This window comes from Micromonospora sp. (genome assembly GCF_048594385.1).
In the GTDB taxonomy this organism is placed as follows: Bacteria; Actinomycetota; Actinomycetes; order Mycobacteriales; family Micromonosporaceae; genus Micromonospora; species Micromonospora wenchangensis.
Map to the genome: position 1 here is coordinate 1 of NZ_JBMDWU010000605.1, position 22,030 is coordinate 22,030.

Here is a 22,030-nt window from a genome sequence, read left to right on the forward strand (position 1 = left end):
TCCAGCACGCCGCGCACCTGAACGGCGTGGGCCGCGAAGGGGGCGGCCAGGGCCGGCGTGACGAGCACCGGCAGCAGCCGGACCAGGACGCCGCCGAGCTGGTGGACGATGACCGCCGCCGCGGTCTCCGGCTCCCCGGCGGGCAGCCCGGCGAGGGCCTGCCGCGCCTCGGTGACGCGCAGCAACACGTCGTTGCGGAGGTCCCGACCGTCGTGGACTCCACCGACCGCGCTGCCGGACGTCGGATCGTCGGCGTACGCCGGGCCGGGGAGCACCCGACGCAGGGACAGCTCGATCTGCATCCGGATCTGCTCACGGACCCCGTCGACGACCCCGTCGAAGGCGGTGACCTCGACGATGACCCGTACCGGGAGCATCCCGACGGGGAGCCGGGCGTCGAGCTGGCCCCGGAGGAAGTCGGCAGCGGCGTCGGCGAGGACGCGGGCCACGGCGTTGTCCCGGGAATCGGCGAGCAGCTCCGGGGGCACGCCCAGCACCAGACCGAACTCCACCGCCGTGCCGGCTGTCGCCGACTGCGGCAGGCCGGCCAACCAGGAGGTGACCAGCGCGGCCCGCCTGGCGATCGCGTCGCGGGCGGGTCCGGTCAACACCGCCCAGTCAGCTACCGGTTCAGCCGGGGTGAGCCGCTGGTGGCCCCCAACGGCCGTCGTCGGCGGGGTGTCGCCGAGCAGTTCCAGGTCCCACGGCCGGCGGAGCAGCTCCACCCGGTCGAGAACCGCCCGGACGGCGTGGTCCGCGGCGATCCGGACCGGGGCCTCGACGTCGAGGCGCTCGGGCCGGGTGCGCCAGGTGCGTTCCAGCTGGGCCGCCCTGACCGATGGCACCGTCGGATCGGCTGCCGGAGGCTGCTGCCCCGGCTGGCCCGTCGTGCTCTGCGGTGCGAAGGGCGCGACACCGATCGGTCGGAGCACCGGGTCCACCGCCCGGTACTCCCCGTCGGCGTCCGGTTCGCCGACCAGCGCCGCCAGCAGGTGGAGGTGCCGCGAGCGCAGCCCGGCCCACCGCATGCCCCGTAGTTGGGCCTTCTCCTCGTCGGACAGCGCCGCCCGTTCCTCGTTGGACAGGGCGTCGGTGGGACGACCCGCGAGGTCGCCGAGAAGGCTGCCCGGCACGTGCGGGCGGTGCGGTGCGGTGGCGTCGCGGTACTCCTCGCGCAGGCCGAGCTGGTGGGCGAACTCGTGTACCAGGTCCTCCTCTGCGGCGTCGCGACGCCAGTGGAACTGGTCGGTCGGCCCCTCGTCGATCACCTGCACCCGCAGGTGGGCGTCGTGCGGGGAGGCGGCCCGCTCCACGGTCACGTGCAGCAGGTCGCCGAACCGGTTGGGCAGCCGGTACGCCGTCGCGTCGGCGCTGGTGTTGAACACCCGGTGCACCTCCCGTTCGAGGGCGGCGAACATCGCCCGACCGGGATCGTCGTCGAGCCACACCCGCACGGTCAGGTCGGTCACCGGCTGGCCGCCGTAGTGGAACCGGCGGGCCTCGAACCGCGATACGACCTCGTAGCGGTCGTCCTGGGCGGGTCCGGGCCGGCTGACCGGGTCGACCCAGTGGTGCTCGCGGACCGCGACCTGTGCCATCGCGCGCCGGATCGTCCACTCCAACGGCTCGTCGTCCCCGCGCGGCACCGTGCCGGGTTCGGGGCGGGGCGGGGCCGGCTCCGCCCCGTCGGGCCCCAGCGGGTCCGCATTGCCCTGCGGCTGTTCCGGTGCCACGGTCGGGGCGGTGATCACCGCGCGCAGGTCGTCGGGGACGGCACCCGTGCGGCCCTTCTGGTCCGGCCGGAACACCCGCCATCCGCCGAGGCCGTCGTCGGTGGACACCATCCGGGCCGCGCCGGCGCGCGTCGTGATGTCGATGTCCGCCCCGTGGGTCAGGACCACCGGTGTGACGAGAAGTCCCGGCTGCTCGGCCACCGCCTGTCCGAGCACGTCGACCAGGGTCTGCGCCGCCGCGTGCGGCAGCGGGTGCCCGACGAGGACGAGACCCTCGACCGGTGTCGACTGGGCGATGACCGTCTCGACGACGGCCGTCGCCCAGCCGGCCAGGTACGTCGGCGCGTCGGGACCGGCGAAGATCAGCTGGCGGCTGCCGGACGCCTGGATCAGGGGCACCAGGTCGAGCACGTCGGGGTCCTCGGTGCCGAAGAGGGGCGGCAGGACATGCGCCACGTCCGGCGGATACAGGTTCAGGTGGACCGTCGTCGGGTCCAGCAGGTCGACCCGGTCGTCCAGCGGGACGAGCACCCCGTCGGGGTCGATTCCCCGCCGGACCCCCCGGTCGCTGTCGGCGTCGTACAGCGCCGGCAGGAACTCCAGCCAGGGCCGCGTGCCGTCGGGCCAGTCGACCCGCAGCTCCCCCGCATCCGCGTCCCACCCCGGCGTCGCCTCCCCGGCCAACGCGTAGACGGGCCGGCCGGTGAGGTCCGCGAGGCGTTGCAGGAAGACGTAGTGCTCGGGAAGGCCCACGTGCTGGACGACCCGGATCGCCGTCACCTCGTCGGAGACCGGCAACAGGGGGCGTAGCGACCAGTTCAGCGCGTACAGCGGCAACTCGACGGTGAGCAGGCCGGGCGGGCCGGCATGCCGCCACATCGGCCAGAGGTCCCGGTCGGGCAGGGCCAGCTGGAGGCCCCCCGGACGCTCCACCGCCACGCCGGTGACCTGTAGCGCCTCGTCGAAGGCCGCCGCGGCCTCCCGGCGCAGGACCGCTGCCTCCACCTCGGCGGTGGCGCCGTCGACGTGCTGCGCGCCGAAGTACCGGACCTCCAGCACCATCAGCGGCAGCGCACCGTTGGACGTGTCGAAACCGTTGATCACGGTCATCCCGCCGTACCCGAGATGCTGCCGCACGTCTCCGCGGAGGTAGTCGATGATCGAATGTTGCTTGTTGTTGTTCTTTTCGTCGACGAAGGCGACGTTCTGGAGGAAGTCACCGACCAGCTTGACCCTGGTCCTCAGCTCGAAGCGCTCTTCGAGATCCGGGAACCGGTCCGTGAAGATCCCGCGGAACAACTGCGCGATCTCCGTGAAGTTGGCCTGGAAGTAGGCCTGTACCGCCGGGGACAACGCGTCGAGCAGCGTCCGCATGTCCTGCCGGGACAACGCCGCGACGTTCTCCTTGACCAGACCCCGGTGGAGCCAGGCTCCGGCGACGCCCGCGGTGTTGGAGTACAGCACGGTGGCGAAGCCGCGCAGCTCCGCGACGTCCCGAGGGCTACCGCCCCCGTCGGCGAAGTGGTCGGCCACGGTGTCGGCGAAGGACAACGCGTCCTCCAGGTGGGGGCGCGCGTAGGAGGGGGACACACTCGTCGGGCTGCGCCAGGTGTGCCGGGCGACGTAGGTCAGGAACGAGTGGGCGCCGGCGAGCGGGACCCCGATGCTGTGGTGCACCCGGGCACCGGGCTCGCTGTCCGACGGGCGCGGGCCGACGTTCACCTTGCGCCCGAGCGGTGTCAGCGCCACCTGGGGGAGGTGACCGGCGGCCTGCACCGCGCCCAGGAGCTGGGCGAACGGGACAGGCCCGGTGAGCGCCGACAGGGCCTGACCCAACGCTGTGATCGCCGGGTACAACGACTCGCCGCCGTGGTGGGCGTCCATCTCGGCGTCGGTGTCGGGTACGACGCCGACGATGACCTCCAGGATGGCGACGGCCTCCTCGGTCCGCTTCGGGCCCGGTCGCCGGTAGAGCTGGCCGTCGCCGCTGTCGCGGAAGTAGGTCTTGGTCTCTACCTCGATGACTGCCGTTCCCTTGGGGTCCCTGGCGAGCGCTTTCGTCCGGGCCAGACCGGGCAGCGTCTCGGCGTTGGCGTCCGTGAACATGTCGGCGGCCGCGCTGAGGTCGAGCATCTCGAAGAACTCGAACTCCGTGCCGTGGCCCAGGAAGGTCCGGTTCACCGGCGCATCCACGATCGCCCGCGCCACCGAGGTCGAGGCGACGGGCGCGAACGTCCCGGTGTCGACGAGCGCCGCCGGATCGACAGTGCCGTCGGGATCCACCAGGACCGCACGGGCGGCGACCTCCGGACCGAGGGCGTTGAGCCGGGGCAGCCGGTTGTCCGCCGCGGCCCGGGGCAGCAGCACCGCGCCCCGGTCACCGCCGAACTGCACCCACCGCACCGGATCGGTCTCCCGGTCCAACCGGTACCCCGCGAAGGCGTGCCCGGGGGCACTGCCCGCACGTTCCAGCAAAACGAAGACGGCGGTGCCGGGCACGGCGGCGACGAGCGCCCGCTCGACCTGCGCCCAGGAATCCACCACCGCCCAGTCGGACCGGTCACCGGCGAACTCGCCGGCCCACCGGGTGCCGATCGCGGCGTCGTCCCGGGTCCGACCGACCCGCAGGCCCGGCCGGACGAACCCGTCGATGCCCGGATGCAGGACGGCCGCGAACCGGCGGGCCAGAGCCAGACACGACAACGGATCCTCGGTCGGACGCCAATCCGTCACCGAGCCGGCCGGACGGACGGCAGCCTGCACGTCCTGGGTCTCCTGCACGGCCGTCTCCAACCCCGCCAGCGTCAACGGGTGCCGTCCCCGGCCGGTCGGCCGGGGCACGCCGGCATGACCGCCCGGATGGCCGAGAACGGCACCGTCGGACCCGGCATCACTCTCGGCGTCGCTGAGCACGGCGTCACTGTCCGTGTCGCTCAGGACGGCGTCGCTGAGCACGGCGTCACTGTTCGCAGCGCCGTACCCGGGATCGCTCCCGGGCGTCGTGGGCCGGCGGGTCGCCGGATCGGTGCTCTCGCGCCAGAGGCCGGCCGTCGGGCGGGGCAGTTCGAGCGCCTCCTCCCGGGCCCGGGCCAGATCGAGCACGTCCGGTTCCGGTAGCCACGCCCGGTAGTGGCCGTTCGCCAGGTAGAGCAGCACCGGTCCCTCGCTGATCCGGGCCTCGGCACCGTCGAAGCGCGGGTTGTAGACCGTCCGGATCGACCAGCTCCCGACGTTCCCCTGCGCGTCGTCGGCGGCCTGGTCACGGGCCGCCGCCTGCGCGTCGCCGGCGGGCCGGGAACCGGCGGTCGGGTCGACGGCTGGACGGGCCGACGGGACGGGGGTGGCCAGCACCACCGGGCGGCGCAGCGCCGCTCCGACCAACAGGACGAGGTAGTCGCCGGTGTCGGCCGCCCAGTCCGCCTGCCACCTGTTGACGGTCCGCGCAAGTTGGACGCGTACCCGCCGCTGTGCCCTGACACCCCGGCCCAGTAGTCCGCCGTCGGCGATCACCTGTTCCACCTCGGCGAGCCGGCCGTCGACGAGCAGGGCATGGATCTGGGCGCGCAGGCCGTCGGCGACCCGCAGGACCAGTGGGCGCAGGCGGAAGGGCAGGGTCACGTCGAGGGGCCCTCGGGCGTCCCGCCAGGCCTGGATCTCGTCGAGCTGCCCGTGGTACCCGTCGGGCAGCAGGCCGCGCACCTCGGGCAACGCGCTGACGACCACGGATTCGAGCAGGCAGAGGCCGTTGCGGTTGACGTCGACGACCTCCCCGGCGGCGGGGGGAGGAAGTGCGGTGAACTGGTTGTCGGTCACCGCACGGACCATCGCCGGTGACGGTGACGGTGACGGTGTCGGCCCGGCCGGGGTTACGGCTGCGACCGAGGTGGCCCCCGCACGGTCGTCGACGACCGGCTCAACCGGGTCAACCGGGTCGACCGGCTCTACCGGCTCGACCGGGTCACGCCGCCCGGCCGCCGGCGGGGCGGGTCGTCCACCGGGCGGCGTCGGATCGGCACCGTCGGTCGGGGGAAGCAGGACCGGGTCGGCTGCGGAACCCCGGCCAAGGTGGCCGGCGGCCAGCGCCACCAGCCGTTCGACCTCGGCTCGGGCCTCCCACCACCTGCGGCGGGCCGACGCCTCCGCCTCGGCGCGCTCCGTCGCGTTCGCGGCGGCGGCCCTGGCGACCGTGTCGGCGGCGGTGCCGGCGGCACCCGGGAACTCGGCGACCAGGGCGATCCGTTCCAGCTCCCGCCAGGACTTCAGCGCCTTCTGCGCCTGCTTCGCGGCGTGGACCGCCTGCTCCAGGAGCCCGGCCACGACCACCCGGTCGACGGGCGCGCTCCCGGGTGCGTCACCGGCCAGCAGGTGGTCCAGGGCTTCGGCCTGATCGACCAGCACCGGCTGCGAGTCGGGCATGGTCACCTGCACGGCGGTACGGCGGGTGCCGGTGAGGTCGGTGTGTTCGGCCACCACGACCGTCTCGGTGGTCCACCACACCTTCGCCCGCGCGCCCTCGTCGTCCAGTCCCAGCCACATCACGTCGGTCCGGTGCCCGGCGGCCTCCTGCTGGCTGGAGTTGCCCGGCACGGAGACGCCGAGCGCCGGCACGACCCCGACCGAGGTGCCGAGGGTGTCCGGCAGGGCGGCGTCGGCGCGGGCCACCACCCGGGCGTCGCCGTGCCGGCCGGCCCCACCGACACCGGAGTTCCCCTCGGCGGGCACGAGCACGGTGTCCAGCCGTACCGCGGTGACCCGGGTGTGCAGGACGAGCCGGTAACCGTCGGCGAGGGTGATCTCGTAGGGGCCGGCCATCCGGTGCGGGGTGGCGGCCCACAGGTGGGTCCGTCCCAGCAGGGTCATCAACTGATAGTTGAGCGTCGTTCCGGGCATCCCGACCGTCGGTCCGGAGCCGACGATCCGCAGCGCCCGCAGCGCGGTGGCCTGGAGTGCGGCGGCTCCGTTGAAGCCGAGCGCCGCATACCGGTCGGGCACCGGCACGGCACCGTCCCGCCAGGCCAGCCAGTTGTCGGCCGGGATCGGCACCAGCCGCAGCGGCCCGTCCGTCCCGCTCACGGTCAACGGGGCGTCGGTCACCGCGGCCGGGTCGGGCAGCACGGTGGCCGGGCCGGTCGGCCGGTAGGTGAGGTTGAGGTGTTCGGCGGCGGTCTCGGTGCGCAGCGGCACGGTGATCTCGTGCCGGCCGATCTCCTGACGGCGACGGTGGGCGGTGAAGACCAGCCGTTGGGACCCGTAGTCGACCGGCAGCCAGGGGCCGGGGGTCTCGACGGCGCTGACCGCCCGGCCGAGGGTGACGTCGCTGGAGCGGCCGGCGGCGGTACGCCCCAGCGCCCCGAGCGCGTTGAGCGCCGCCCGTTCTCCGACGTGTGCCACCGGGACCACCTCGTCGGTGACGGCCTCGCCGGACTGGCGTCCGCCGCCGACCTCGCTGACGGTGCTCAACTCCAGGTTGCTGACGCCCGCCCGCAGCTCACCCACCTGTGGCGGGTCGGTGGCCGGTACCGCCCGGACGATGATCTGCACCGCCGGACGGCTGAGCAGTCCCGGGTAGCGCAACACGAAGCTCAGGCCACCGTCGAAGAGGTCACCCAGCTGCGCGGCGACGGTGACCGGGTCGGTGTGGTGCAGGACGGTGCTGACGTTCATGCTGGTGTTCCGGTCGTGGCCGACCAGTTCCATTCCCTCGTCGCCGCCGAGGCGCAGCGAACGCAGCCAGCCCAGCATGGCCTGACCGATGGCCGGAACGTCCACCAGCCGGCTGGTCTGGTGCATCACCTGCGCCGCCGGCAAGGTGACCTCGCGCGGTAGCCGCCAGCCCCCGGGGGTCGGGCCGAGGGCCCGCTGGTACTCCTCGGCCGAAATCTGACCCAGCAGGGACACGTCGCCCACCTGCCGGTAGCGGGTGAAGGACCGGTCGGGCAGCACCCACTTGGGTTCGGTGAGCACCACGGCGAGGTGGACCCGCAGTCGACCGTGCACACCCAGCAGGACGGTCCGGGACTCGGAGTGCTTGATGGTCCGTTCGACCTCGGCGACGGCGAGGACCGTCTCGCCGTTGGTCCACTCGATCTGCCGCCGGCCGAACAGCCGCAGCGCCAGGGTCGCGGGCGGTTGGGTGGGGGTGCGGGCGGCCGGCTGGGTGGGGTTCGGGGCGGGTGCCTGACCGCCAGGCGTTTCCCCGCCCGCGTCACCGGGCTGGGCGGGGGCGCTGGGCTCGGCCGCCCGCCACGCCGCGCCGCCCCCGCCGACCTCCAGCCGGAACTGTCCACCCCGGTCCGTGGCCGAGCGGCGGACCGCGTACCCGGCGACCGCGCTCTCGTACCCGTCGCCGGTGAGCGCGCCGGACGGCGTCTGGTCGTGCCCGGTCACCTCGGCGAAGACGAACACCGTGACCGGCACGTCGTCGCCGACGACGACGCTGGGGGCGTGCACCGGCTGGGGTTGCTGGGTCGCCGGTGCCAGCAGCGCCGCCAGGTGGCCCTGGTCGACGAAGGCGTTCAGCCACTGGTGCAGGGGGGTGCCGGGGATGTCGCCGCTGAACGCCGTGCCCCGCCGACGACCGCCGGTGCCGGACGGCAGGTGCCCGGCGTCCATGTAGTCCGCGGTGGCGCCCCGCAACGCGTCCAGCAGTTGCTCGCGCAGCTCGGGCAGGCCGTGGACATGGTGGGTGACGGTGTGCTGGGCCAGTGCCGCGCCGAGGTTGCGCAACCGTTGCCGCGGCGGGCTCACGGCTGCGGGAAGGAGTTCACCGAGCGCCTCACGCAGCACGATGCCCGCACCCGGCGCGCCGACCGGGGTGGGCAGCACGACCGGCTGCGGCTGCCCGACCGCGACGGTCTGGGTGAACGGCACCGAGAAACCGAGTTCGAGGTCGATGGTGGCGTCCCCGGCGAAGCGCAGTGGCCGCGCCTGCACGGGGTGGTCGGCCAGCCACCGCCAGGCGTCGGCGAGCAACCCGCGGTACTCGACGATGACCGACGCCGACAGTTCCAACCGGACGTCGTCGGCGAACACGGCGACCGCGCCGCCGCCGACGCCGACGCCGCCGGCCTGGCTGCCCTGGGTCACCTCGATGACGTCCCGCCAGACGCCCTGGAGCCGCACCCCGATCCCGGCGGCGCCACCGAGCGCGTCGCTGCCCACCGACGCGCCCGCCTGCACGCCCGACGCGACGCTGCGGACCGCCCGGTTCGTCGCCGCCTGTGCCCGGCCCTGGCTGGTACGCAGCTTCACCGTCGGCTCGTCGTCCTCCGACTCGCTCGTCTCGCTGTCGCTGGGCTCGGGGAGGTCGGCGGTGACCGGGTCCGGGTGGGTGCCCCGCCGGCCGAGGTACCGGGGTGCGGTGTCCGGGTGGCGACGCCGTACCCCGATCCGCACCTGCAACGTGCGGCCGGACAGCAGGTCGCGCACCCGCAGCTCGATCAGCAGCTCCCCGTCGGCGGTACCCAGCAGTCGGGCCGAGTAGCGGCCCACGCTGTTCTGCGTCGAGAGGCGTTCCTCGTTGCCGAGCCGGTCCAGGGCCCGCCTGATCCGGCTGGTCTGCACCTTCGGGTCGTCCCAGTCGGGCAGGTACTGCCGGTACGCCGCGTTGCGGTCGTCGGTGAGCAGTTGTCGCAGCCGGTCGGCGACCAGACCGGCGACCAGCTCCCCGCCGTGCAGCAGGCCGCGACCGATCCGCAGCCGGTCGCCCTGCCACAGGTAGTCGGGCAGGGTACGCGGGTCGTCGGTGCCGGCCTCGACGGTGCGGGCCAGCAGGGCGACCAGATCGCGGTCGGGGTGGTCCGTGGTGGGGACCTGGGACAGCGCCGTCACGTGCTGTTGTGGCACGACCAGCAGCGTGCGTACCGACACCGGTTGCGGGCCGCGCCGCAGCGACCGGTACGCCAGCGACCGGGTCACCGACCGGTGCATGCTCCACCGCACCGTGCCGGTGTACTCGGCCAGGTAGAGCCCCAGGACGTGGTCGCCGGTCTCCTGTCCGGTGGTCGTCTCGACCTGCGGTGCCAGGGCCTGCACCCGACGGTCCACGACGGAGACGGTCGGCCCGGCGGAGAGCCGGAACAGGCCGAACGCCCGGCCGATCAGCACCGCGAGGAAGCCGCCCCGGTCCGAGGCGGACTGCACCGACTGACCGGTGGTGACCGAGGCCGCCGCGCGGATCAGGGCCGACTCGGACAGCTCACCGATCGGGGTCAGCGAGGTCAGCCGCAGGGCGGGCCGGACCCCCTGGGCGTAGGCGGGCCGGCGCAGCCAAGAGGAACTGGTCGCGGTCAGCCCGGTCGCGCCGGGTTGCACCGCGTCGAGGGCGCGGTGGCCGCCCCAGAGCCGCCAGACCCTGATGTTGCTGCCGCGTCGCACCACGTCGGGGATGCCGGACTGCACGGTGGTCGCCAGTGCGCCGTCGTCGACGACGCCCACGGCGTAGCTCGTGTCCCGCAGGAACGCCACCCCGGCGCGATCGACCGTCAGCGCTTCCCCGTCGCTGATCGGCCGCATCGTGGCCAGCACCTCGGGGGTACGGAACCAGAAGTGGTCGCCGTCGCCGGGCACCCAGGTGGCCGGGACGGCGGCCCAGGCCGGCGGGGCGGGCCGCTCGGTGAGTTCGACCTGGACGAACACGGCGCTGCGGGTGAGGAACGAGTCGGGTACCCCGATCATCATCCCGTTCTCCCCGGTGGTGAGGGACTGCCCGATCGTGCGGACGGCCCGGCTGCTCAGCACACCACCCAGGACGGTCACCCCGACTCCTCCGGCGGGGATCGGCACCACGACCCGTGCGACGGCGGTCTGCGGCTGTGCCCACGTCGACGCCGACACACCTGCGGTCCGCCGGTCCTCGATGCCACCCAGGCCGGGGGCGAGCCGCACCTCGTCGGTGTCGCTCGGGCGGGGTACGAGGCGTACCCAGGCGTACCGCTTGTCCCGGCCCACCCGGACCGGGTGGCCGGAGCCGTGGTGCAGGAACCCGGTGGGGTCGGTGGCCAGCGCGTGCAGCAGGGGCCGGGCGCTGGCCGTGGTCACGTCCAGCGTGCCCAGTCGCCGGGCCACCTGGGCGGTGAGCCTGTCGCTCCAGGCCGGGTGGCCGGTGTGTGGCACCCCGATCAGCAGCGGCTGCGCGGTGACCGCGGTCCGCACCGCGGTGACCTGCTCCGCCGTGGGTTCCCGACCGGGCACCTGGCGGGCCTCGCCGGTCGCGTCGAGCAGCAGCACCTGGGCCCGACCGGTGGACAGCGCCCGGGTCAGGTCGGCGTCGCTGATCCCGGCGGCGTCGACCCCGACGACCATGAGCTGGGCCGGCACCGTCGCCAACCCGGGCTCGACGACGAACATGAGCAGGTGTCCGGGCTCCTGCGCCCGGGGCAGGTACACCAGCGCCAGCGAGCCCGGTGCGGCGCGCAGCGCGGTGACGGTGGCCTCGACGTCGTGCAGCGGTTCGAACTGTCCGCCCAGTGCGGCGGCCAGGGTGCCGGGGATGGTCTCCGGGGTCACCGTGAGTTGCCCGCCGAGAGTGCGAGGTGTCCGCCCGAAGTACCCGTCGACCAGCCGCACCATGGCCTGGACCAGGTCGGTGGCGTCGGCCACGACCAGCGCCGGGTCACCGGTGGCCCGGGTGAGGCCGGCCGGCGACGGGGTGAGGAAGTCGGCCAGGTCCATCGCGTCGCCGCGGGCGTCCACGGCCAGTGCGGTGGTGCCGGCGCGGGTCAGCGCCGCGGCGGTGACCGGGTCGTCGGCGGCGGACCGGGCGAACACCCCCGGCCGGGCGGGGTCGACCACCCGGGGCACCACGGCACCGTCCCGGTCGTCGGCGACCAGCCAGAACACCCGGCCGGGCGCGTCCGGCGGCTGCTCGTGGACCAGGACCATCGCCCCCGGTCGGCGGGTCAACGCCTGGATGAGCGAACCGGGACGGCCGGCGTCGGTTGCCACCGGCCGCCCGCCCAGTGCCTGGTGGAACCCGGCCAGGCTGAGCGTGGTCACCGCCGTTTCGGTCACCGGGAGGTCGCCGATCCGCCCGTGCAGGACGAGGTGGGCGCTGACCGCCCGGACCCGGGAGCTGTCCTCGGTGGCAACGGCCTCGTCGGTCTGCACCGCGTCGACCCACCCGGCGAGGCGGGGCAGGGACGGTCTGCCCCGGCGGACCTGCCGACCGACCGCGAGGCGGGCCGCCGGCAGCCGGCGCAGCGCCTCCCCGGCGGCGTGCAGCGCCGCCGGGGACGGGCCGGCCGCGGCGGAGGTGGTCCCTTGCGTCGAGCCGGTCGACACCGACGCGGTGTCGCCCGAACCGGACTCGGTCCCCGCCGCGCCGGTCGACGCGGAATCCGGGTCCCGGTCCGATGAGGAGTCCTGATCCGGCTCCCGGTCCGACGGCGCGTCCTGGTCGGCACCCGACGGCGGGTCCCGGTCGGGGTCCGACGACCGGTCCTGGTCGGCATCCGAGGGCCGGTCCTGGTCGGGGTCCGACGGCGGGTCCCGGTCGGGGTCCGACGGCGGGTCCTGGTCGGGGTCCGACGGCCGGTCCTGGTCGGGGTCCGAGGGCAGGTCCGGGTCGGAGTCCGCCAGCCACTCCTGGGCGGGATACGGGGGCGGGTCGGATACGACCTGGCCGCCGAGCACCCGGTGGCCACCCGCGACGCGCACCGCCACCAGCCGTCCCTGCGCCAGCAGCATCCACGGCGGTTCGGTCAGCCCGTCGGGGTCGAGCGCGGTCAACCGGTCGGCTGACTCGGCCTGCGGCCGCACGAGCGTCAGCGTGCCGTCGGGGGCACGATGGACGAGGACCACGGCGTCGCCCAGCCAGAGCAGGGCGACCGAGTTGGCCGGCAGCAGCCCCAGGGCCGTGACCGGCACCGGGGCGAACTGCAGCGCGTGCAGCCGTCGGGCCAGCAACGCCGGGTGCTGCCCCGCCGCTCCGGGCAGACCGAGGTGGGTGAGCACGTGTCCCACCGACTGTTCGCCGGAGGGGCCGTCGACAGCGGCCCGCAGCCGGTCCATCCCGAACAGGGCCGAGGCGAGCCGGGCGGCCCGGTCCGCCAGGGTGCCGGCGGGCAGCCCGGACAACCGGCCCCACAGGGTGACGCCGTCGCGCGGGATGGTCCCGCCCCACTCCTGGCCCAGGGCGTTGACCGCGTCCGCCAGGTCGGCCAAGTCGGCGGTGACCGCCGCGACCGCCTGGTGGAACAGCTGGTACGCCTGAGGTCCCGTCATGACGTCGGGAACGCCGGTGCTCGCGCGGGGGTGGTGGGCCTGCCACAGCCCGTCCCCGGTGCGGACCAGCACCACGGCCGACCGCGCGGCGAGCGCCCCGGCGAACTCCTGGGCCGCCGTACCGGTGTCGAGCAGCACGACGACGGGGAGGCCTGCGGCGGTGTCCGGCAGGATCGCCCGGTAATCGTCGGCGGGCAGCGCGCCGCGCCCGTCGGGACGCCCGGTGGTCACCCCGTCGCCGCTCACCACGCCGGGTTCGACGAGGACGCCCCGTTCGCCCAGCAGCGGGCCCAGCCCCCACGCCCAGACCTGGTCGGGCATGACTCCCAGCAGCGGTCCGTCCCGGTAGGGGACCGCCATCAGCTGCGGCGGCGGCACGTCGTCGGACGGTTGCCCGGTGGCGGGGGGTGTCACCTCCCACGCCAGCACCCGCCGGGCGGGGAGCCGGCCGGCGGGGGTCGACGTGATCTCGATGACCGACACGTCCGCGCCGACCCACCAGGCCGGTCCGACAGGTGGACCCACCGGCACCGTCCAGTCGGGCACGAAGGTGCGGTCGGCCGGGCGGATCCCGTGCTGGCGCAGCGGATTGTCGGTCACGGGCTGTCCGACTCCGACGAGACGGGCCAGTTCGAGCAGGGCGAGCCGCCTGTCGTAGGACAGGTCGTCGGCGAGTTGGCTCGGCAGGGCCGTCGCCAGCGTTCCGTCCTCCTCGCCCAGGATGTCGTGCCCGGCCTCGGCCAGGTTGTCCCCGTCGATGAACCAGCCGTGCAGGACGTGCTCCCCGTCCGGACCGGGTGCCATGACGCGCATCACCGAACCCTCCGGCAGGGTGTACACGCGGTCGTCGGCGCTGATCTCCTCGACGGCGACGAAGGCGACTTCGGTGACGGCGGGGCCGTCGGGCTGGTCGACGTCCCGGGCTGCCACCGTCTCGGCCAGGAACCGCACGGCGGCCCGGGGCAGCGCCAGCATCGTCGGGGCCGGCACGGTCAGCTCCCGGAGCGTCGGGTCCGTGGCGGCCAACCCGGCGATGACGTACGACAGGTCCGCGCCCGTCAGCACACCGATCCGTAGTTCCTCGTCGGACCACGCGTACGCCGTCCACGTTCCGGGGTCGCCGATCGTGGAGCGGGTCACCACCGCGAACACCACGTCGAAGATCTCGGGGATCTCCGCGATCGACTCGACCTCGCCGGGCACCACGATGATCCGGGTCCCCTCGGGCAGCCGCTCCTTCAGGACCGCGACCGCCTCGGCTGCGGGGACACCCGCCCGGACGCCGTCGACGACGTCGTCCAGCTCGGACAGCGGCACCACGGCCACCCGGGCCGCGGCGCGCAGGGAGTCCGGCAGGCCGGAGCGACCGGGCGACCAGAGCACCACACCGTCGCCGTACCGGTCGGCGGCGGGCACGGCCGACACCGGCATGCCCACGGCGAGCAGGGATTCACCGGCGTCGACCGGGAACTCCACGGCGGCCATCTCGGCGCCCAGCCACACCAGGGCCTGGACGTCGTCGTCCGCGTCCGGGTCCATCGCCCAGCCCAGGCCGCGCCATGACGGGTTGTCGCGGATCGTCCGGATCAGGTCGTCGACGTGGTCGGCCGGGATCGGCAGCCCGCCCAGCGTGAGGTGGTCCGAATAGGGCAGGCCCACGTCCGCCGCCCGCGCCGCCCGACCCAGGTCCGGCGTCCAGCGGACGACGGGGCCGGTCGCGATCCGGTCGCGGAGGAAGTCGCTTACGGGCGCGATCGTGGCCTGGTCCACCGTGACCAGGTGAAGCTCCTCGCCGGACCAGCGCTGGAACACCCGGACCTGGTCGACGGGGACCCGCAGGGTCAGCTCGTGCCGGTGCTGGCCGGAGCCGCCGACGAGGACCAGCCCGTCGTGGCCGGCCTCGGCCGCGAACGCCTCGGCCGAGGCCCACCGGTCCAGGGGGAGGTGGAGCTGACCGTCGACGACCTCCTGCCCGAACGGCCGACCGAGCATGTCGAAGACCGCGCGCACCAGCGCGGTCTGTGTCGGGGTCCGGCGGCGGGCCCCGGCCGCGCTGAGCACCACCGTGTCGAACTCGTGCCGGAGTTCGCGCAGCAGGTCCGCGCTGTCCGGGCCGGTCAACTCCAACTGCCAGCCGGGAAGCTGGTAGACGGCGGTCCAGCCGGCCAGGTCGGCGTCGGGCGCGAGCACGCCGACGCCCCGCTCCAGCAGCCGCTCGACGAACGGGCTCCCCTCCGGCGGCGACCGGTCGAGCAGGACGACCCGGGGATGCGCCCGTAACGCCTCGCTCTCGATCACCTCGTCGGCGGTCACCTCCCAGCCGTCGCCGGTCAGCCGGTCGCCGTCGAGCTGCCCGGCGGCGACGACCAGCCCCCGGCCGCGCAGGTCCTCGCGCTGCGGGACGGTGACCGCCACCCGGGCCTCGGACGGCTTCGGGACGAAATAGACGATCGGATAATCGATGATCTTCCGGGCGGCCGAATCGACCAGCAACAACGTCTGACTCGGCGACTCGGCGGACTCGGTCCAGATCACCCCCTCCCGGGTGGACCGGCCGGCGAACAGTTCCTGCACCTGCGCCAGTGCGGCGGGCGACACCGGGGCGAAGCGGTGACCGGCCCCCGGCCAGGCACCCGGGGTTTCACCGATGCGCCGCACAACCTGGTCCCGATGTGCCCTGGCCAGCAGGAACTGGTCCCAGGGATAGGTCCGGCCCGGGTCGAGGACCGCCAGCCAGGACTGGATGCGCGACCAGGGCTCGCTGATCACCCGCCACGTGTCGGGATGGTCGGCGGCGTACCTGCCGTCGAAGAGGAACTGCGCCCAGCGTGTCCCACCCCGGGTGGTCTCGAAGGACTGCACCAGCTCCGGACTGGGATCGGTGATCTCGATCAGCACGCGGTGCCTCGGTAGCACGGCTGGATCGATCAACAGGACCCCGGCCTCCCGCAACTCCGTTCGGATGCTCGCGACGTCTCCCCCTTCCGTCCGGGCGAGCAGCAGCCGCACGGGTTCGGTCGGCGTGGCCAACAGCCCGCTGTCGAAGATCTCGGCGAGCCAGTCGTCGTCCTCGTAGATCCGCAGGGCTGGGTCGGCGAGCAGCGCCTGGGCCAGCTCACGACCCTCGACCGGGTCCGCGGCGTGCAGGGTGGCCCGGGCGAGCGCGCCGTCGAGTTGGGTGACGAGCTGGCTCACCTCGGCGCCGGTGACGGCACTGGCGCCGAGCACGATCCAGTGCACGTCGGCGGGCAGCAGCGTCGGCAGGACGACGATGGCGGAGGCCCGTACCCCCTGGATGAAGCCGGATTCCACCACGGCGGCGTGGTCGAGGTCCGGGAAGAACAGCACCCGGGTGCCCCCGGTGGTCGGCAGCCGGGCCAGGTAGTCGGCCGCGGTGTAGCGGGTGCCGTCCGGGGTGACCAGCACGTCGGACGACCCGGCGTCCAGCCGGCCGGGCTGCACGACGATCCGGTGTGCGCCCCGCCAGCCGTACCGGTCCACGTAGGTCACCAGCACCCCGGAGAGCAGCTGCCATGGACGCCGCAGGATCAGCTCGCGGACCGGTTCGTGCTGCCAGTAGTCGGCCAGGGGTGTGTCCTCGGGCATCTTGAGGAACGCGGCCAGCCCGGCGGCGTACGCCGGGGTCTCCCCGAACGTCTCCCCGAAGGTCTCCCGGATCGCGGCGAGGACGCGGGCCTGCAGCATCGCCCGCTCGATCCCGTCGAGCGGGCTGTCGTCGTGCTGGTCGGACCGCTCGGCCAGGATCCCGGCGGTCTCGGTCTGCTCCGTGTCCTCGATCACGTACTGCCAGGCCCGGCGGACCATCTCGGGCGGGTCCGTGATCGGCTGCGCCACCGGGCCGTCGACGAAGTCGTTGCGCCACAGCGGGACCACGGTGATCAGGCGTGGGTCGACGTCGAGCGACGCCCCTGACGGCGGTTCCACCAGCGCGTCCACCTCCAGCGCCGGCTGGTCCTCGACCGCGGGCAACGACAGCCGGACCAACCGGGTGGTGTCGGCCGGGGCCGCCACGGCCAGCTCCACCGGGGCCGCCCCGGTGGTGTCCGCCACCGTCGACGGCCATCCGCCGCGCAGCAACCAGCCCCGGTGCCCGCCGAGACCGTCGGCCAGACCGGTGTCCGCGACGGTCACCCGTCGCACCGGGCCGGGCGGGGTGGACTCCGCGCGCAGCTGTGCCGCCGCCGCCGACTCCGCCGTACCCTCGTGCCGCCGGTCCGGCGACGACGGCTCGTACGCCGGGGCCGGGTCGCCGGCCGTGTAGTCGGGTGGGGCGACGTACGCCTGCCGGACCCGCTCGGGCAGGCCGGCGAGCTGCGCCCGGGACAGCTGCCCGGCGGGGGGTACGGGGAGCCGGAAGCGGAGCCGGGGTATCCGTACCGGCTCGGCGGGCACCTGGGACTCCTGCATGACCACCACGCTCAGGTGGGCCGGTGCCGCCTGGCCCACGTCCAGGCGGCGGCGTAGTTCCCGCTCGACGGAGCGACCGAACGCCACCGCGTCCGCGTCGTCGTCGCTGACCACGGTGAGCACCAGCGGTGCCCGCGGATCGACGTCGACGGTCGGCGCAAACGGCCCGCCGTTGTGCCCGCCGGCGAAGAAGGCGTCCAGCATCGCCTCGGGCAGCACCCGCCCACCGAGCAGCAGCGCACGTTCGGCGTCGGCGAGCAGGACGAGCAGGTGCTGGCCGGGCAGGTCCACCGCGTCGACCTGCCGGATGAGCGTGGTCATCGTCGTGGCCAGTTCATCGCCGTCCCAGGGCCACAGCACCCCCCGCCGCTTCGGGCTGCTGGCCACCCCTCGCCAGTTGGGCTCCTTGCCGCTGTCGACGATCCGGCCGCCGTCGTCGGTCCGGCCGCCGTCGTCGGGGACGCCGACCGGGGTGGCCGGGGTGACGAGGGCGTCGGGGACCCAGGCGTCGTAGTGGTCGCGCCCGTTGTAGAGCAACCGCACCGGCGTCCCGTCGCCGTCCGGCCAGAGCACCGTCACCGACGGCGGGTCGAGCCGCCCCTGCCACACCGGCCGGCCGAGCGCCGCACCGATCACCAGGGGCAGCACGTCACCGACCCGGCCACCGTCGTCCGGATCGTCCTGGCCGGGCAGCAGCCGCTGCCAGTCCCAGGTGTCGACCGCGTCGAGCAGGGTGGTCTGCACGTCGTATCCGACCGGGAACAGCCAGGTCGTGGCCACCTGGTCGAACAGCTCGACCATTGCCGGGGAGGGGTCGGCCACCCGCCGCAGGATCTCCTCCCGCAGCGCCGTGTCGATATCGGTCAGGTCGGTGTCGTGGACGCCCGCGCGGCGTACCCGCAGCAGCCGGTCGACCGCGTCCGGCGGCATGCCCGCGATGTCGGCCATCGCCTCGGGTGTCGCGACGGCGACCGCACTGAGCAGGCAGAGCCCGTCGCCGATGATGCGGATCCGGTCCCACCCGGTCGGCGGCAGCGGGGTGTTGGTCAGCCGTACGCCGTCCGGGTCGGCGTCACCGGCCCGGCTGGCGTACCCGGCGAACGGCACGGCGAACGGCGTGTCCGAAAGGTCGGGGTCGACGATCTCGTCGTTGACCACGTCCCACGCCCCGGTGCCGTCGGGCACGAACAGTGCCCACGGCCGGCCGTCGACCGACACCGGCAGGTGCTCCGTCGCCCCGCCCACCACCAGGTCACCCTCGGGCGCGAACACGTCGGTGTCGCGCAGGTCGGCCAGGCGCTGCACGGACCGCGCGCCGATCCGACCCGCCGCGCAGGACAGCAGGGCCAGTCGCCGGCCGTCCCGCTCGGGCGACTCCAGCATCGTGTGCAGCTCGTCGACGCTCAGTGTCACCTCGCCGGTACGGCCGTCGGTGTGCCGCAGGGGCACCCGGAACCGGTCGCCGGCCCCGTGCACCAGCACCGTCACCCCGTCGGTCGCGGCGGGTAGCCGAGGGTTGCGGGCCATCCGACGCCATTCCCGGTCCGACAGCAGGGCGATGCTCCCCGGTCGGCCGGGTACGTCGTGCGTCACCACCCGGCTGCCGCCGTACCACCAGGTCCCGTCCGGGTCCTGCCGCAGTCGGCCCGCAGCGGGCCGGTCCGCCCGACCGGCCGGGGTGGACCCACGCCCCCGTCGCCGGTCCCGGCCGGTACGGTCCCGACCGGCGCGCCCGGTAGACGCGGTTTCCCGGCGACGGATCCGGTTGACGTAGGCGGGCCCCGGCTCGGTCCAGAGCATCGCCTGGCGGCGCTGCCGCGGTGTCTCCGGGCGCTGCGTGCCGCCGGGTGCCTTCGACCGGCCGGCACCCCGGCTGCTCTGGTCGACCCGCACCATCCGTGACGGAATCCCCTCGGCCCGCAGTCGCGCCGCCACCATCGTGCCGACCAGCTCCGCCAGCGAGGCCGCCCGCCGCCGTCCGGTGCGGTCGGCCCCCCGCCGCAGCAGCCGGCCGCCGTTGCCGCCGCCCTCGATCCGGACCCGCACCACCCGGGGCCGGTCGGATTCCCACGCCCGGCGGGCCTGGGCGACGACCTGGTCGACGAACAGGTCGAGCTCGGGCAACTGCCCGTCCTCGGCCGCCCGCTGGCCGGGGGCGAAGTCGACGGTGACGGTGGCCACCGGGTCGGCGTCGTCGGGGGTGTGCCGGACCGAGACGACGTCCCGGTCGAACCGGTCGCCGACCACCGCCGCGACGGTGCCCAACCAGCCCTGCACCTCGGCGGGGTTCATCGTCGGGCGGGTCACCCCCATGTACTGGGCCGAGCGGTCGTCGACCTGCCAGCGCCGGGCCGACTCGTTCCAGGTCAGTTCGCCACCCACCCGCGCGTGCCGCTCGATGGCCCGGCCCCGCGCGTCGAAGCCGACCGCGAGGCCCGCGTGGCCCTGCCCGCCGAGCTGTTCCCGCAACCGCTCGGCGGTCAGCTCCGGATCGTGCTGCCGCATCCCCGCCAGCAGTGCGCGGAAGTCCCGTGGCCGCATCGCCGCGGCGGCGTCGGCCGCACCGAGGTAGATCTCGCCGTCCTCGGCCACCACGTAGCGCCAGGACCGCGCCCGCGCCGGGTCGAGCAGGTGGGCGGGGAAGTCCGCCAGCCGGTACCAGAGCGGATTGAGGCGTACGTCCCCGGCGTCGTCGCGTTCCTCAGGCGTGATCCGCGCGGCCCGTACCGCAGGCCCGTAGGTCCCGTCGAGATCCGCGCCGACCGGCGACTCGTTCGGGACTTCGGCGACGCTCAGGGAGTCGGGACTGTCGGGGGTGACCGGCCTTCCCGGGGTGCCCGGCACGCCGAAGAGGTCGACGACGACCGGAGCGGCGACGGTGGCAGACGGGTCGACGACGACCGGAGCGGTCGGATCGTCCGCAACAGTCGGCGGGTCGGCGACGACCGGGGAGCCGGGAGGGGCCGGAACGTCCCGAGCAGCCTGGCGGTCGGGAGTGTCGGTGGCGGGGAGGTCGGTGGCGGCGGGGGTGTCCGACCCGGCGGACGAGGCGTCGAAGTGGTCACGGTCGTTGTGGTAGACCGACACCGCTGGGGCGTCGGCCGGCCCGTACACCGCGCGGACCCGGCCGTCGGCACGACTGCGCACGCTCAACGACACGTCGAGCGCGTAGGCCAGCAGGGGCAGCAGGGCCACACCGACCGGTTCCGACCAGGATCGGGACCAGTCGCGTACGGCGGCCAGGAGCACGTCGAACTCCTGGTCGGTCAGCGGCCCGGCCTGGAAGGCGTACCAGTCGAGGTAGGTGGTGCGCAGGTCGTCGTCGGTCAACTCGGTCAGGTCGGTGAACCCGTTGCGCTCCAGCAGGGCGATCCGGTCGGCGCGGGAGACCAGGTCGGGTTCCACCCGTTCCCGGTCGGCCAGTGCCTGACGGACCTCGGGGATCACCGACGGCAGGGCGTCGCGGTGCATGGTCAGATATCCGGCGACAAGATCGATCAGGGCGTCGGCGGTACGGCCCAGTGGCGCGTCGGCGGGGACGGGCACCGCGCCGATGGAGAGCTGTTCGGCATGCCAGCCCACCGCCGCACGCACGTCGTCGGGCTCTGCCAGCCACTCACCCACCTGCGGCGACAGCAGCTCGGCAGCCGCCAACCGATGCGACACCAGCCCCGGCGCGGACGTCAGGACCGCGTAGGGCAGACACCGCCCGTTGGCCGGCACCCGCACCAGGTCCGCCGGCAGCTCCTGGACGGTCCGGGTGGCCGGCTCGGCCGTCGGCGCGGTCACCGGCTCGACGGGCTGGCTGGTGGTGGGGTCCGGGGGCGTCGGTTCCGGCCGGGACATGCCGTACCGGCTGGTGCTGGCGGGGTCCACCAGGGCACTCACGGTCGCCGTGCCGCCCGGCGTCACCGGCACCGGCTTTCCCTGCCCGTCCCGCACGATGACCCGCGCGCCCACCGGCAGTTCCGGCGGTTCGCCGACCGGCCGGACCCGTCGACCCTCGGTCGCCTGGGTCTCCACCCAGAACAGCTCGCCGCCGTCGTTGAGCAGGGCGAAGGCGTGCCGCGGGGCGTTCGGTGGCTCCACCAGCACCGCCGCCACCGCGTTCGGGCCGGCGGCACGGACCGGGCCGAGCACCTGCGCCCAGTCGGAGACCGGCTGCCACTCGGTGCCGAGCTGCCTGGCGAGGTCCCGCTCCGGGCGGGCGGGGTCGACCGCCCTGTCGTCCCGGGTCACCCGGGGCAGGGCCGAGAACTCACCGACCACCGCCGCCAGCCGGATCACGCAGTCCGCCGCCGTACCGTCGTGCGGCGGCAGCACCCCGGTCAGCCGCTGCTCCAGGACGGCCCCACGGGCCTCCCCCGGGGCCCCGGGGGCGACGGTCACCGCACCCACCGGCACCGGCTGTGGACCCGCCGCCGGTACGCCCGACGACGCACCGGGTCCGGAGGCGTTCACCGGCTGCGCCCGGGAGCCCGACCCGACCCCCGGCTGCGATCCGCCCGCCGCCTGCGTCCCCGACCCGGCCCCCGACTGCGGGGTGGCGGGGGCCGATCCGCCCGGCACCTGTCCGCCCACCGGCTGCGGTCCGCCCGCCCGGGTACCGGCCGACGAGGAAGGGTCCACCGGCGCGGACGCACCGG

Annotated in this window: 1 protein-coding gene; it reads right to left on the reverse strand. The window is 74.6% G+C overall.

Annotated features, from left to right (window positions below; all coding sequences use genetic code 11):
- Positions 1 to 21,773 (reverse strand): toxin glutamine deamidase domain-containing protein (locus ACOJTC_RS31510; RefSeq protein ID WP_420119610.1); only part of this gene is annotated, 21,773 nt, incomplete at its 3' end.
- Positions 21,774 to 22,030 lie beyond the last annotated feature (257 nt).